13 protein-coding genes are annotated in these 13,997 nt (G+C 64.8%); 3 read left to right on the forward strand and 10 right to left on the reverse strand.

The genetic code is table 11. From position 1 onward, the window contains the following. Window positions 1-8: 8 nt before the first annotated feature. Entirely contained in the window at window positions 9-740 is a 732-nt protein-coding gene (locus CCD76_RS11275; RefSeq protein WP_087719610.1) for an aspartate/glutamate racemase family protein, read from the reverse strand. Window positions 741-884: 144 nt separating this feature from the next. On the opposite strand from CCD76_RS11275, the gene puuE reads away from it, so the two are divergent. Together puuE and CCD76_RS11285 are read left to right on the forward strand one after the other, a co-directional pair. After that, window positions 885-1,805 (forward strand): allantoinase PuuE, encoded by a 921-nt coding sequence (gene puuE, locus CCD76_RS11280; RefSeq protein ID WP_087719670.1) that lies wholly within the window; start codon window positions 885-887, stop codon window positions 1,803-1,805. A 17-nt stretch (window positions 1,806-1,822) separates the two neighbouring features. Next, a complete protein-coding gene (locus CCD76_RS11285; RefSeq protein WP_087719611.1) occupies window positions 1,823-2,671 on the forward strand; it encodes a bifunctional allantoicase/(S)-ureidoglycine aminohydrolase in 849 nt (282 codons plus the stop codon). Window positions 2,672-2,686: 15 nt separating this feature from the next. Here CCD76_RS11285 and CCD76_RS11290 read toward each other — a convergent pair whose 3' ends face one another. From CCD76_RS11290 to CCD76_RS11310, 5 genes are all read right to left on the reverse strand, one after another. Beyond that, window positions 2,687-3,988: an NAD(P)/FAD-dependent oxidoreductase gene (locus CCD76_RS11290; RefSeq protein ID WP_087719612.1), complete on the reverse strand. Its 1,302-nt coding sequence runs from the start codon at window positions 3,986-3,988 to the stop codon at window positions 2,687-2,689. A 49-nt stretch (window positions 3,989-4,037) separates the two neighbouring features. Beyond that, window positions 4,038-4,700 carry a GntR family transcriptional regulator gene (locus CCD76_RS11295; protein WP_087719613.1) on the reverse strand — a complete coding sequence of 221 codons (663 nt, stop codon included), beginning with the start codon at window positions 4,698-4,700 and terminating at the stop codon, window positions 4,038-4,040. Between the two features lie 139 nt (window positions 4,701-4,839). Further along, on the reverse strand, window positions 4,840-5,790 hold the full coding sequence (locus CCD76_RS11300; RefSeq protein WP_087719614.1) for a dihydrodipicolinate synthase family protein: 951 nt from the start codon (window positions 5,788-5,790) through the stop codon (window positions 4,840-4,842). A 79-nt stretch (window positions 5,791-5,869) separates the two neighbouring features. Then, a complete protein-coding gene (locus CCD76_RS11305; RefSeq protein ID WP_087719615.1) occupies window positions 5,870-6,820 on the reverse strand; it encodes a 4-hydroxyproline epimerase in 951 nt (316 codons plus the stop codon). Between the two features lie 255 nt (window positions 6,821-7,075). Next, a complete protein-coding gene (locus CCD76_RS11310) occupies window positions 7,076-8,515 on the reverse strand; it encodes an NCS1 family nucleobase:cation symporter-1 (RefSeq protein WP_087719616.1) in 1,440 nt (479 codons plus the stop codon). A 386-nt stretch (window positions 8,516-8,901) separates the two neighbouring features. On the opposite strand from CCD76_RS11310, the gene CCD76_RS11315 reads away from it, so the two are divergent. After that, window positions 8,902-9,384: an ureidoglycolate lyase gene (locus tag CCD76_RS11315; protein ID WP_087719617.1), complete on the forward strand. Its 483-nt coding sequence runs from the start codon at window positions 8,902-8,904 to the stop codon at window positions 9,382-9,384. Between the two features lie 77 nt (window positions 9,385-9,461). Here CCD76_RS11315 and CCD76_RS11320 read toward each other — a convergent pair whose 3' ends face one another. The 4 genes from CCD76_RS11320 to CCD76_RS11335 form a co-directional block, all read right to left on the reverse strand. Continuing rightward, window positions 9,462-10,952, reverse strand: a complete 1,491-nt coding sequence (locus CCD76_RS11320) for a sodium:solute symporter family protein (protein WP_087719618.1) — start codon at window positions 10,950-10,952, stop codon at window positions 9,462-9,464. A gap of 189 nt (window positions 10,953-11,141) precedes the next feature. Next, window positions 11,142-11,534 carry a RidA family protein gene (locus tag CCD76_RS11325; RefSeq protein WP_071231068.1) on the reverse strand — a complete coding sequence of 131 codons (393 nt, stop codon included), beginning with the start codon at window positions 11,532-11,534 and terminating at the stop codon, window positions 11,142-11,144. Window positions 11,535-11,598: 64 nt separating this feature from the next. Next, complete coding sequence (locus CCD76_RS11330; RefSeq protein ID WP_087719619.1) at window positions 11,599-13,068, reverse strand: N-acyl-D-amino-acid deacylase family protein; 1,470 nt, start codon at window positions 13,066-13,068, stop codon at window positions 11,599-11,601. A gap of 28 nt (window positions 13,069-13,096) precedes the next feature. Further along, window positions 13,097-13,960 (reverse strand): MurR/RpiR family transcriptional regulator, encoded by an 864-nt coding sequence (locus CCD76_RS11335; protein ID WP_087719620.1) that lies wholly within the window; start codon window positions 13,958-13,960, stop codon window positions 13,097-13,099. Between the last annotated feature and the right edge of the window lie 37 nt (window positions 13,961-13,997).

Here is a 13,997-nt window from a genome sequence, read left to right on the forward strand (position 1 = left end):
GCCGATGATCACTCGCCCCAGTCAGCGAACCGCCCAACGAACGGCTTGGGTCGGGGAAAGGCGAGGTCGCCGTGCTTGCTGGTGCCGAGCCCCAGCGAGACCAGCGATTCCGCCAGTTTCACCGCGGCGCTGACGCCTTCGATGACGGGCATGCCCAGGTCCAGCGTCAGCCGCTCGGTGAGATCCGCCATGCCGCCACAGCCCAGCACGATGGCGCCGATGCCGTCGTCGTCCCTCGCTTGGCGGCACTCCTCCAGCAGCGCCTGATAGGCGTTGCCCGCCGGATTTTCCAGCTCCAGCACCGGCAGGTCGGTGGCACGGACTCGCCGGCAGTGATCGCGGAATCCATACTGGTCGAGCAGGTGCTCGGCAATGATCGCGGTGCGCTGCAATGTCGTGACCACGGAGAATCGCGTACTGATCAGCGTCGCCAGGTGAAAGCCGGCTTCGGCGATGCCGATGACCGGCGCGCGGGTCAGTTCCCGGGCGGCGAGCAGGCCCGGATCGCCGAAACAGGCGATGATGTAGGCGTCCATTCCCATCGCTTCGCCGCGACGGATCTCTTCGAGCACGCCGACGGCGCTGATCGCCTCGTCGAAGTGGCTTTCGATCGACACCGGTCCGCTGTCGGGCTGGCTGACGTGAATCTGCGTGTTCCCGGCGGCCACGCGGCTGGCGCAGGCGCCGATCTTGTCGGTCATGCTGGCGGTGGTGTTGGGATTGATGACGTGAATACGCATGGCTTGCCACCTTGGCGAGAGGGAAAAATCGCGGTACGTTTATTTTGTCCACAAAAATAAACGACTTTGAATACAATATCGACAACGATGGCCGATGAGACGCGATTCGCGTCGATCGGTTCGGCAACCACAAGGGCGCTGCGCATGATCTCCCCAGACTACCCCCGCGATCTGATCGGCTATGGCCGCACGCCACCGCAAGCCAACTGGCCGGGCCGGGCCCGCGTCGCGGTGCAGTTCGTCCTCAACTACGAAGAGGGCGGCGAGAACAGCATCCTCCACGGCGACAGCCACTCCGAACAGTTTCTGTCCGAGATTGCCGGCGCCGAGGCCTACCCCGCTCGCCACCTGAGCATGGAGTCGATCTACGAATACGGCTCGCGGGCCGGCGTGTGGCGCGTGCTGCGCGAGTTCGAGCGGCGCGGTCTGCCGTTGACGATCTTCGGCGTGGCGATGGCGCTGGAACGCAATCCGGAAGTCGCCCAGGCGTTCCGTGAGCTGGGTCATGAAATCGCCTGCCACGGCTATCGCTGGATCCACTACCAGAACGTGCCGGAAGCGGTCGAGCGCGAGCATCTCGAACGCGCCCTGGCCATTTTCCAGTCGCTCTACGGCGAGCTGCCGCTGGGCTGGTACACCGGCCGCGACAGCCCCAATACCCGGCGGCTGCTGCTCGACCAGGGCGGCTTCCTCTACGACAGCGACTACTACGGCGACGACCTGCCGTTCTGGATGCCGGCCGAGGACAGCCAGGGCCAGACGCATCAGCATCTTGTCGTCCCCTACACGCTGGACACCAACGACATGCGCTTTGCCTCGCCGACCGGCTTCGATCACGGCGAGCCGTTCTTCCAGTACCTGCGAGATGCGTTCGACGTGCTCTACGAAGAAGGCGCGGAAACGCCGAAGATGCTGTCGATCGGCCTGCATTGCCGCCTGGTCGGCCGCCCCGGCCGCTTCCGCGCGCTGCAGCGCTTCCTCGATCACCTCGAAGCGCACGACCGGGTGTGGATAACTCGCCGTGTGGATATCGCCCGCCATTGGGCTGCCGAGCATCCGGCCTGAAAAGCAAGGAATCCCTCATGTCACAACGCAGCCACGATGCACCTGAAAGAACCTACTACGCCCCCCACGGCGGCCTGCCGCCGCAGAGCCAGCTGATTCACGGCCGTGCGGTCTTCACCGAGGCCTATGCCGTCATTCCCAAGGGGGTGATGAGCGATATCGTCACCAGTTTCCTGCCGCATTGGGAGAAGACTCGGCTTTGGGTGCTGTCCCGGCCGCTGTCCGGCTTCGCCGAGACGTTTTCGCAGTACATCATGGAAGTCTCGCCCGGTGGCGGCAGCGAGCGGCCGGAGCCGGACAGCGGTGCCGAGGGCGTGCTGTTCGTGGTCGAGGGCGAGATGACGCTGACCGTCGCGGGCGAATCGCACGACATGGCGCCGGGCGGCTACGCCTATCTGCCGCCGGGCTGCGATTGGCAACTTCGCAACACGAGCGATGCGCCGGTGCGTTTCCACTGGATCCGCAAGGCGTACGAATTCGTCGAGGGGCTGGCTGCTCCGGAACCCTTCGTCACCAACGAGCAGCAGATCGCGCCGACGCCGATGCCGGACACCGACGGCCGCTGGGCGACCACGCGCTTCGTCGATCCCGCCGATCTGCGCCACGACATGCACGTGACCATCGTCACCTTCCAGCCGGGCGGCGTTATTCCGTTCGACGAGACCCACGTGATGGAGCACGGCCTCTACGTGCTCGAGGGCCGCGCGGTCTACCACCTCAACCAGGATTGGGTCGAGGTCGAGGCCGGCGACTACATGTGGCTGCGAGCGTTCTGCCCGCAATCCTGCTATGCCGGCGGATCGGAGCCGTTTCGCTATCTGCTATATAAGGACGTCAACCGGCACATGAAGCTCAGCCTCTCCTGACGGGATCGACCTCGCTCAGCCGAAACGGGCGAGCCGATAAGGCTCCAGCGGCGGCAGGTCGTCCCGGTGGGCCGATGTGCCAGAGGCGTCGTGTTCGGCGGGGCCGGCCAGGTTGGCGATCATCTCGGCGGTGATCGCCGATTGCGTCAGCCCCAGATGATGATGTCCGAAGGCCAGCAGCACGCGGCCATTCTCGAGGCGGTCGATGATCGGCAGCGAGTCCGGCAGCGATGGGCGAAAGCCCATCCACGGCGTCGCATCCTCGGCGTCGAGATCGTTCTTGAACAGGCCCCGGCTCAGGCGATGCAACTGCCACGCTCGCCCCATGTTGGGCGGTGCGTCCAGTCCCGCGAACTCCACGGTGCCGGCCAGCCTCAGGCCGGTTTCCATCGGCGTCATGATGAAGCGGCGCTCCAGCGAGGTCACCGCGAAGGGCAGTCGGTCATGCTCACGAGGCAGCATCAGGTGATAGCCGCGCTCGGTATCCAGCGGTACGCGCTTGCCGGTGAGCTGGGCGGTCAACGCTGCCGAGTGGGCACCACAGGCGATGAGCACCTGGCCGGCCTCGCGTTCGCCGGCGTCAGTCGTCACGGCGACGCCTTTCGCGGTCAACCGTGCCGATTGCACGGTTTCCTGCGCGAAACGGACGCCCTCGCGCCGGGCAGCTTCCACCAGGGTCGTGACCACCCGCCACGGGTCCAGCACATGGCCCGTGGCCGGGAAGAACAGCCCGCCCAGCAGCGCGTTCGAGAGCTGCGGCGCCGCGCGTTGGATCGCGTTCCCATCCCACAGTTCGACCGGCACCTGCTGTTCGCGCATGCGCGACTCGAGCGCTTCCAGCTTCGAGTGCGACTCCGGCTTCTCGTAGACCAGCAGCGAGCCATCGGCCTTGAGCAGGTGGCTGCTGTCGACCGATGCCAGCAGGCGTTGCCACGCCGCCAGGCTGCGTTCGTTGAGGGCGCGGATGCCGGCCACGCTCTGGCGGAACGGCGCCGGGCGCAGGTTCAGGACCAGTCGGGTCAGCCACGGCAGCGCGCGGGGCAGATATTTCCAGTCCAGCCGCAGCGGCCCCATCGGGTCCATCAGCATGCCGGGCAGCGACCTCAGGATCGAGGCGTCGGCGATCGGGAAGACCTGCTCGGTGGCGAGATGCCCGGCGTTGCCGTAGGAGGCGCCGCGCCCGGGTTCCTGCTTGTCGAGCACCAGCACGCGCTGGCCCTGACGCGCCAGCGCCAGCGCGCTGGTGACGCCGACGAGACCGGCACCGACGACGATGATATCGGTATCGGGCGAAGCCGAAGGGGATGAGTCCGACATGCGCTACCTCATGACCAGGGCAACAGAGGGAGTGAAGGGCGACAGCGTATCAGCCGCTGCGCAGATTCTTTTCCAGCACCGCCGCGATGCCCTCCGCGGCGTCTTTTATGTGGTTTTCCAGCAACTGGCAGGCCTTGTCGACGTCGCCCAGGCGCGCCAGTTCCAGCAGCTGACGGTGCTCGAGTTCCGCCTTCTCGATCTCGCGGGTATAGAGCAGCTGCATGCGGATATAACGCCCGGACTTGGTGTTCAACTGGCCGATCATGGCCAGCGTCTCGGGCAGCCCGGAAGGGGCGTACAGCGCGTGGTGAAACGCGAAATTGTAGTCGCTCCAGTTGTCGATCTGGCTGCCGGAATCGAGCGCGGCGTCGTACTGGCGCAGGATGCTTTCGGCGTGATCGAGGTCCGCCGCCGTCAGGTTCGGGATCGCGTAGCGCAGCACGTAGGTCTCGAGCAGCACACGCAGATCGAACAGTTCGCGGATCGCCGCCACGGAGAGTTCGGTGGTGAAGGCGCCGCGATGGGCGTGAAATTCCACCAGCCCCTCGGATTCCAGGGTCAGCAGCGCCTCCCGGACGGGAATGCGGCTGACGTCGTAGTCCTTGGCCAGCGCATCCTGTCGCAGCTGGGAGCCGCCCTTGAACTCGCCGCCGAGAATGCGTTCGCGCAGGTCGTCCGCCACGTGCTGGGCTCGGGTCTTGAAAGTCGCCATGGAGTGCCATCGTGTCTGCAGAATGTTGGATATTGTATGCAATCCAGGAGGCGCTCGCCGACTTTTCCCGCCATTTCCCGTCTCGCCGGAACGCGGCATCGGCCTTGACGACGGACGCATGCGCGACCGGCAGGTTTCGCTAGCCGACGTTGCCGAGCTGCGCCGACCACTGCTTGTACCATTCACGGAACAGCGCGTACTGGGTCTCGACATAGCGCCGCTGGGCATCGCTCAGGGCGTCGCTCTCGTTGAAGTGCAGCTCGTAGGCGCTTTCGCCGTTGAGCACCATCAGCTGCTTGTAGTAGAGCACCAGATCCACGCCTTCATCGAAGGAGGATAGCACCGCCAGCGCCGATTCCAGCTCCTGAGCCTGGCGCCGGGCCACGAGATCGCCCTTGGCGGCCTTCTCGCAGAGCGCGACCAGTTGCAGCACCTCTCTCGGCAGCGCGTTGCCGACCCCGGTGATGGCGCCGGTGGCATTGCAGTTGACGAAGCCGTGGAACACCTGGGTGTCGACGCCGACCATCAGGCTGACCTCGTCATCCTGGGAGGTGATGTGCTCGGCCGCGTAGCGCAGATCCTCTGCACCGCCGAACTCCTTGAAGCCGATCAGGTTGGGATGCTCGCGACGCAGCTCGAAGAACAGCTCGGCGCGGGTGGCGAAGCCGTAATAGGGGCTGTTGTAGATCACCGCCGGCAGCTCGGGCGCGGCCTTCAGAATCGCCGAGAAGTGCGCCTTCTGGGCGGCAGGGGCGGTGCCGCGGGAGAGCACGCGGGGGATCACCATCAGCCCTTGCGCGCCGACCCTGGCCGCATGGGCGGCGTGGGAGACCGCTTCCTTCGAGTTGACCGCGCCGGTGCCGACGATGACGGGTACGCCAGCGGCGACCAGTCGCGCCACGCCTTCCTGGCGCTCGGCCTCGCTCAGCAGCGGCCAGTCGCCCATCGAGCCGCAATAGACCACGGCGCGCATGCCGAGATCGACCAGCTCGCGGCCCTTGGCGACCAGCGCGTCGTAATCCGGCGTGCGGTCTGCGGTGCAGGGCGTCATCAGGGCGGGAATGCAGCCGGTGAAGATGGAATCGTTCATGGTTGTCCTCTGAAATCCGTGAATGTCTGTCGGGAATGGCGTTTCGGAAATGGCTTTTCGGGAATGACTGAGCGAACGGCTATGACGCGGTGATGCCCCAGGCAAACGGGTCGTTCTCGTCGATCAGCAGCGTGGCATCGGCGGTCATGTAGGCGTTGCCGGTGATGGAGGGCAGTACGCGATCGCCCTGCCACTCGTAGCGCCCCTCGAAGCGGCTGCCGGTGATGCTGGCCTGCACCCAGGTCTCGCCGGGGGCCAGCTTGCCGTCCGCCGCCAGGCAGGCGAGTTTGGCGCTGGTGCCGGTGCCGCAGGGGGAACGGTCGTAGGCCTTGCCGGGGCAGAGCACGAAATTGCGACTGTCGGCCGGTTTGCCGGTGCTGGTGTCGTCGGCGGCGAACAGCTCGATATGATCGATGTGGCCGCCGTTTTCGCCGGTGATCGCCTGTGCATCCAGCGCCTGACGGATCGCCCAGGTGAAGGCCGTCAGCGCTTCCTCGTTGGCCAGGGTCACCGTCTGGTCATGCTCGCCCACCAGGAAGAACCAGTTGCCGCCCCAGGCGATATCGCCATGCACCACGCCGTAGCCAGGCACCTCGACCGGCACGCGCTGGCGATAGCGATAGGCGGGCACGTTGCGCACTGTCACCGCGCCGTCTTCGTGCAGCGTGGCGCTGACCGGGCCGACGGTGGTATCGATCCGGTGATCGCCGGGCTGAATCATCCCGAGATGATGCAGCGACGCCACCAGGCCGATCGTGCCGTGACCGCACATACCCAGATAACCGGTGTTGTTGAAGAAGATCACGCCGCAGGTCGCGCCCGGCGTGACGGGCTCGCAGTAGAGCGCGCCGACCAGGACATCGTTGCCCCGCGGTTCGAGCAGGCAGGCGCGCCGCCAGTGATCGTGGGAGTCCCGCAGCGCATCGCGCTTCTCGACGAGAGTGTCGCCGGGCAGCGCCGGGAAGCCGGACATGACCAGGCGTGTCGGCTCTCCTCCGGTGTGGGAATCGATGACATGGATGCGCTTCATGCGTATTTCCTCCGATCCGGGCGGCCCCGCAAGACGTTGGAAGGCGTCGCGACGATGAATATCGCGAACATTGTAGATTTTATACAATCTTCACGGTGCGATGGGAAGCGTACTGCACGAGAAACGAGTGATGAAACAAAAAATTGTCGGAGCGATTTTTGACGTCGCGCAGCGGCAATCACAAAAAAGCCGGCGCTGGAGGCGCCGGCAACGGGAGAGAACGCGCGAGGCGTTCAAAGGAGACAGAACGGGCGCCTACGAGGCGATGGCCGCTGCAACCGAGGCGCGTCGCATCGCCATGGCGTAGAAAGTCGCGCCCAGGGCGCCGCCGATGAAGACCGAGAAGTGCCCCAGGTCGCCCAGCGGCAGGAAGTTGATCACGATGCCGATCAACGATGCCGCGACCACGGCCTTCACTGCGGCCGGATTGAAGCCGTTGCGATACCAGTAGGGGCCGTTGGGATCGACGCTGAACAGGGCGTCAACATCGATCTCGCCCCGGCGGATACGGTAGTAGTCCATGATCAGGATGCCGTAGAGCGGGCCGATGGCCGCCGCGAGCAGGTCGACGGTGTAATGGATGATCTCCGGATTGCTGAACAGGTTCCACGGGGTCAGAAAGATCGAGCCGACAGCGGCGATGAAGCCGCCGGTACGGAAGCTGATCTTGCTGGGCGCCATGTTAGAGAAGTCGAACGCCGGCGCGACGAAGTTGGCGACGATATTGATGCCGATGGTGGTGGTGACGAAGGTCGCGGCGCCCAGCACGGCAACGAAAGTATTGTCGAGGCGGGAAACCGTTTCGATCGGATCGTCGATCATCTCGCCGAACACCGGCAGTGTCGCCGAGACCATCATCACTGTGGTCGCCGAGAACACCAGGAAGTTGACCGGCAGGCCCCAGAAGTTGCCTCGTTTGACGTCATCGAAGGTGCGCGCGTAGCGGGTGAAATCGCCGAAGTTGAGCGTCGGCCCGGCAAAGTAGCCGGCGACGATGGCGGCCGCGATCACCATCTGCCACAGCTGCTCGCCGGGGGAAAGCTGGATGTCGCTCAAGGTGAAGCTGATGTTGGCCCAGCCCGCCTGCCACACCAGCCAGGCGGCCAGGGCGAACATCACCAGATAGACCGCCGGGCCGCTCCAGTCGATGAAGCGCCGGATTGAATCCATGCCGCGCCAGAACACGATCGCCTGCAGGCTCCACAGCAGCATGAAGCTGATCCAGCCCAGGTAGGAGAGACCGAGAAAGCTGGGGCCGGCCAGTGATTCCATGCCGGGGAACAGGCGCAGGATCACGATGGTCAGGGCGTTGGAGGCCAGATAGGTCTGGATGCCGTACCACACCACGGCGATCAGGCCGCGAATCATCGCCGGGATGTTCGCCCCCAGCACACCAAACGAGAGCCGGCAGATCACCGGGAACGGCACCGCGGCTTTCTGGCTCGGCTTCGCCATCAGGTTGGCGAAGATCTGTACGATGCAGATACCGATCAACAGCGATATCAGCACCTGCCAGCCGGCCAAACCCAGGGCAAACAGGCTGGCGGCGACCACGTAGCCGCCGACGCTGTGCACGTCGGAAAGCCAGAAGGCGAGAATGTTGTACCAGTTCCAGTTCTGCCTGGTGGGCGCGAGATCGGCGTTGTAGAGCCGGTCGCTGTACTGGTGAGGTGAGTGGTGCGGTTGCTGTGGCATGGCGGATGCCCTCCGCAGGGTGGTTTGTGATTATGGTTCCTGTTTTTGTATACAAGATGCGTGCCATATCCGTCATCACAACGAGAAGAGAGAGTCGCAAACGATATGGGAAGGGGTCGCTTCTGGAAAAGACGCCGGCGCTCAAACTTTTAACCCAAAGACCAGCGCATGGCATGGTTCCGGCCAAACCTTGCGCTGGTTCATGAACCGAGTGCGGCGAGCAAGCTTTCGGACCCAATCGGGCTGGAAACGCACAATCGATGTGCGCTTGGATGGCTGAATGCACCATACGAGTGCAGAAAAGAAAAACGGTTTCGTTTTGTATACGATGGCGCGCTAGATTGAAACGAAGCTAGGTTGGAACGAAGTACCAAGGGGAGAGAGTCATGCTGGAATTGAAGGCCCAGAAGCTGACGCCGGAGGCTTTCGCGCCGTTCGGCGATGTGATCGACGCACGTGTCAGCGAGTCATTCCCGATTAACGGCGGGCGCACGCAGCGCCATCACGATCTGGCTCGGGTGGAGATCCTGGATGCCCCTTCGCGGCCGCTGATCAGCGTGTTCGTCAGCCAGCCGGTCACGCTGCCGCTGGAGCTCGAGCTGCTCGAACGTCATCCGCTGGGCAGCCAGGCGTTCATGCCGCTGCACGAAGAGCGCTTCGTCGTCGTCGTGGCGCCGCCGGGAGACGACATCGACCCGGACGAGATCCGCGCTTTCATCACCGACGGCCGCCAGGGCGTCAACTACCGCGCCGGCACCTGGCACGCGATCCATTCGGTGCTGGAACGGGAAGGCGAGTTCCTCGTCGTCGACCGCGCTGGTGCCGACAATCTCGACGAGCGGCCGATGGCGATCCGGGTGGTGGTCTAGAGCGGATCAGCGGGCGAGAGTCGAGAACGAGGATGCCCCGCTAGTGCGGGGCATCGAAAGCATCATTTGCAGTTGGTTCAGGCGGTCCTGCCGCTGACGGCCTGAGCCGGGTCTTCCTCCATCTCCATGCGCTCGCGTTCGTCATCGATGATCTTGAGCGCCTGCTCCTGCGTCACCTTCGAGGCCGGCGTGACCAGACTGACGACGACGCCCACGATTAGCGCGACCAGCACCGCCGGGATGCTGGGGTTGCCCCAGAACGCCGTCCAGCTGTCCACATTGATCACCGCCAGCGAGGTCGCGGACGCGGCGATCAGCGTGGCGATGGCACCCTGCCAGTTGTAGCGCGGCCAGAAGCGCCCCAGCACGCCACACACGAACATCCCCGCCATCACGGTCGCGATCATGCTGGTGATGTAGCTGATGACGTTGTTGGAGGTCAGCGCGAACAGCAGCGCCAGGCCGATGGTGGCGACCAGCGCCAGCCGCGACAGGCCCACCACCTTGCGGGCCGACGGCGTATGGCCGGTGAACAGCACGTAGACATCGCGCAGCAGGATCGAGACGCCGGCGATGGCATCCGAACTCGCGCTGGACATGGTCGCCGAGAGCCCCGCGACCAGCAGCAGCAGGCCGAGCCACAGCGGCAGGATCTCGGTGGCGAGGAACGGGAAGGCGAAGTTGCTGTTGTCGAGGCTAGGGTTCAGCGCATGGGTCGCCATGCCGATGATCGCGGGGATGATCGAGAAGAACAGGTAGAGCACGCCGGTGATGATGAACGACTTGCGCACCGAGCCGACCGATTTGCCGGAGTAGATTCGCTGGCGGTAGGAGGGCGTTGCCAGCACGCCAACGGCAATGACGGCGGCGAGAGAGATCGCCGGTATCAGGCCAATCTTGTCGACACCCAGGAAACTGGTGGCCGCGACATCCATGTTGGTGCCGAGACCGGAAAAACCGCCAACTTCGACCAGCGCGATGATCGCCATCACGATGAAACCGACGAACAGGATCACGGCCTGCACGGTATCGGTCCAGATCACCGCCATGTAGCCGCCGATCACGCAGTAGATACCGAAGCCCAGCGCGACCAGAATGCGGGCAGTGGTCAGATCGATCCCCGCCATCCATGACAGATAGAGCCCACCGCCGAGAATGTGCGCGCCCAGCCAGCCGATACAGGCGATATAGATCAGCACGGCAACGATGTTGCGCACCCAGCGATTGGCGCCGACGTAGTAGGAAAGTTCCTCGCTCATGGTCATGAAGCGCAAGCGGCGCACCGGGGCGAACCAGAACGCCAGCAGCAGCACGCCGATGGAACCGCCGATGCCGTAGAGCGCACCGGCCCAGCCGTTGGCATAGCCGACCCCGACCGCGCCCATGCTGGAACCGGTGCCGACCATGGTCGCTACCGTCGTGCCGATGGTAAGAAAGATCGGGACGCTACGTCCGCCCAGCAGGAAATCGTCGCCGTTGCTGCGACTGTTGCGGGACACCCACCATCCGAACGCGATCATGACGAGCACGTAGGCGATGAAGGCCCCGAGGAAAACGTGACTGTTCATATTGACCTCTTATAATTGTCGTTCCGGTCGTTGCCGCGACCGGAGCAGTGTTAAACAACCTGGTCCATAGGGTTTTATGCTGCCGGTCGCGCCCTTGCCGGGGCGCGACCACCTTTCTTACAGATGTTTCAAAGCGTCTCGTCAACGCATTCGATCATCTTTCGAGCGATGCGTACGCGCAGGCACGTATCAGGCCCTGTCGGCGCGATAGCACTTGATGTCCACTTCGACTTTGCAGTCCACCACCAGGTCCTGAACGCTGCAGATCCGCGCCGGCGGATGGTCGCCGAACACTTCCTTGAACACCTTGTTGAACGAGCTGAAGTAGCGCGCGTCGGTGAGCACGGCGGTGACGTGGACCACGTCTTCCACACCGTAGCCGGCCTCTTCGGCGATCTTCAGGCAGTTGGCGAACGCCAGTCGCGACTGTTCGATGATGCTGCCCTCGACGACTTCGCCGTCGGTCATCGGTGTCTGGCCGGAGACGAACAGCCAGCCGGCTGCCTCGGTGGCGCGAGCGAAGGGCAGTTTCTGGCCACCGGTGCCGACGCCGCCTTCGACGCCATAACGTTTGATACTCATGGTTGAATCTCCTGGATTGACGGGATGGGGGATAACGGTTTCGGGTTATCGGGTGAATGAAAAATCATGAGGCGGTGCGGGAAGGCTCCGCCGACAGCCGGGTTCGGCGTCGCAGCAAACGTCCGGCTCGGTATTCGCTGGCCTCGCCCTGGCGATAGCTGACCACGCCGTTGACGATGACCCGCTCGATGCCGCTCGCCCTGGCGATCGGCGCGGTGTAGGTCGCGGTGTCCTCGAGGGCGTCGAGATCGAACAACACCAGGTCGGCGAAGGCGCCGACTCGGATCTCGCCGCGGTCGGTCAGGCCGAAGTTGGCGGCGGAAAGCCCGGTCATCTTGCGCACCGCCTCGGTCAACGGCAGCAGTTTCAGATCGCGGCTGTAGTGCGCCAGCACCCGCGGGAACGCGCCCCATAGACGCGGATGCGGATGCGGATCGTTGGGCAGCCCGTCGGAGCCGACCATCGACAGCGGATGCGACAGCACCAGGCGCATGTCCGACTCGCTCATGTTGTGATAGACCGCGCCGGCCGGCTGCAGACGCCGGGCGGCGTCCATCAGCGACAGCTCCCACTGCTCGGCGATCGCTTTCAGCGATTGGCGCGCCATCTCCGGATGCGGGTCGGACCAGGTGATGAAGATGTCGATCTCGTCGGTGACCTGACCCAGATCCAGCGTCGAGGAGCCGGCGGTGTAGGGATAGCAGTCGCAGTGCACGCCGTGGGAAAGCGCGGCGTCGTCGAGCTTCGCCAGTGCCTTGGGCGCGTTGCCCCAGTTGCCGGCGCCGGCGCACTTGAGGTGCGAGATCACCAGCGGCGCCTGGCCATGTCTGGCGGTGGCGAAGGCTTCGTCCATGGCTTCGGGGAGCCCGGCGAACTCGTCGCGCAGATGCGTGGTGTAGACGCCGCCGGCGCGGCCGACCGCCTCGACCAGCGCGTTCATCTCGGCGGTGGGGGCGTGATAGGCGTTGCGGTAGGCTAGCCCGGAGCTCATGCCGACGGCGCCCTCGGTCAGTGCCGTTTCCAGCTGTTCACGCATGGCGGCGATTTCGCCGTCGCTGGCGGCACGGTCGAAGCGATCCATGACCTGGCTGCGCAGGCTGGTATGGCCGATCAGCGCCGCCACGTTGACGCTCGGTCGCGCCTGCTCGATCGCTTCGGCATAGGCGGCGAAGGTGGGGTAGCGGAAATCCTCCGCGCGGCCGAGCAGGTTCATGGGGTCCGGCACCTCGCCGGCCAATTTCACCGGGCTGGCGCTGATACCGCAGTTGCCGACCACCACCGTCGTGACGCCCTGGGAAAGCTTGGGCAGCATCTGGGGGGTGCGGATGACGTTGGTGTCGTCGTGGGTGTGCACGTCGATGAAGCCGGGGGTGAGAATCAGCCCCGTGGCATCGACGGTCTCGCGGGCATCGGCATCACCCAGATCGCCGATGGCGACGATCCGGTCGCCCTCGATCGCCACATCGGCAATGAAAGGCTCGCGTCCGCTGCCGTCGATGACGCTGGCGCGGCGGATCAACAAATCATGGGGCATGGTGGCTCCTGAAAGCGGCTCGTGACGCTCAATCCCCCAGCGGCTGGCGGTTGTCGCCGCCGCGGTGGGCATCGAGAGTGATCTTGAGTCGTCGCAGCTTGTCGCGGGTGCGCGAGCGGTGGCGCAGCGCCAGACCGAGGGCCAGCATGTCGATGGCGGCCATCATGGCGTAGCGCGACGACGACGGAAAATAGATGTAATCGGTCTCGCGGGCGGCCAGCGGCAGCGTGATATCGGCGACCTTGGCCAACGGCGAGCCGACCGCGGTGACGGCCAGCACCCGGGCGCCGTATTGGCGCGCCAGTTCGGCGGCTTCGACGATTTCCGGTGTGTAGCCGGTAACGGAAAGCGCGACCACCACGTCGCTGGGCTCCAGGGTCGAGGCCACCATGCGCGGCAGCAGCGATTGCGGATAGGCGCTGATCGCGTAGCCGAGGCGGACCAGCCGGAACTGCAGCTCCTGCGCCATCACCGTCGACCCGCCGCCGGCCCCGAACACCAGAATCTGGCGGGCGTCGTCGAGCATCGCCACTGCGCCCTCGACGTCCGCCTGCTCCATCAGCGTGCGGTTGAGCGCCAGCGTCTGGGCGGCGGTGTCGTAGATCACCCCGAGGCCATCGTCCTCGCTCGCTTCCTGGATGAAACGGCGGCCGGCAGCCAGCGCGCGGGTCAGGCGCGTCTTGAGGTCGCGCACGTTGCGACAGTCCACCGCGCGGGCGAAGCGGGTCACCGTGGCATCGCTCACCTCGGCGCGCCTGGCGATCTCGCCGATGCTGGCCTCCGCGACGAAGTCGATATCGTCGAAGATCAGATTGGCGACCTTCTTCTCCGCCTCGCGCAGACTCGGCAGGCAGGCGGTGATGTGCGACAAGATGTCGATTTCCTGGCTCACGTTGGGCTCGATAGTCGATAGGCAGTCAGTTCATGTT

This window comes from Salinicola salarius, from assembly GCF_002179555.1.
Lineage (GTDB): Bacteria > Pseudomonadota > Gammaproteobacteria > Pseudomonadales > Halomonadaceae > Salinicola > Salinicola salarius_A.

Coding starts and splice junctions, on each gene's coding strand:
- CCD76_RS11275 (WP_087719610.1), bottom strand. CDS start 740: ATGCGTATTCACGTCATCAATCCCAACACCACCGCCAGCATGACCGAC.
- puuE (WP_087719670.1), top strand. CDS start 885: ATGATCTCCCCAGACTACCCCCGCGATCTGATCGGCTATGGCCGCACG.
- CCD76_RS11285 (WP_087719611.1), top strand. CDS start 1,823: ATGTCACAACGCAGCCACGATGCACCTGAAAGAACCTACTACGCCCCC.
- CCD76_RS11290 (WP_087719612.1), bottom strand. CDS start 3,988: ATGTCGGACTCATCCCCTTCGGCTTCGCCCGATACCGATATCATCGTC.
- CCD76_RS11295 (WP_087719613.1), bottom strand. CDS start 4,700: ATGGCGACTTTCAAGACCCGAGCCCAGCACGTGGCGGACGACCTGCGC.
- CCD76_RS11300 (WP_087719614.1), bottom strand. CDS start 5,790: ATGAACGATTCCATCTTCACCGGCTGCATTCCCGCCCTGATGACGCCC.
- CCD76_RS11305 (WP_087719615.1), bottom strand. CDS start 6,820: ATGAAGCGCATCCATGTCATCGATTCCCACACCGGAGGAGAGCCGACA.
- CCD76_RS11310 (WP_087719616.1), bottom strand. CDS start 8,515: ATGCCACAGCAACCGCACCACTCACCTCACCAGTACAGCGACCGGCTC.
- CCD76_RS11315 (WP_087719617.1), top strand. CDS start 8,902: ATGCTGGAATTGAAGGCCCAGAAGCTGACGCCGGAGGCTTTCGCGCCG.
- CCD76_RS11320 (WP_087719618.1), bottom strand. CDS start 10,952: ATGAACAGTCACGTTTTCCTCGGGGCCTTCATCGCCTACGTGCTCGTC.
- CCD76_RS11325 (WP_071231068.1), bottom strand. CDS start 11,534: ATGAGTATCAAACGTTATGGCGTCGAAGGCGGCGTCGGCACCGGTGGC.
- CCD76_RS11330 (WP_087719619.1), bottom strand. CDS start 13,068: ATGCCCCATGATTTGTTGATCCGCCGCGCCAGCGTCATCGACGGCAGC.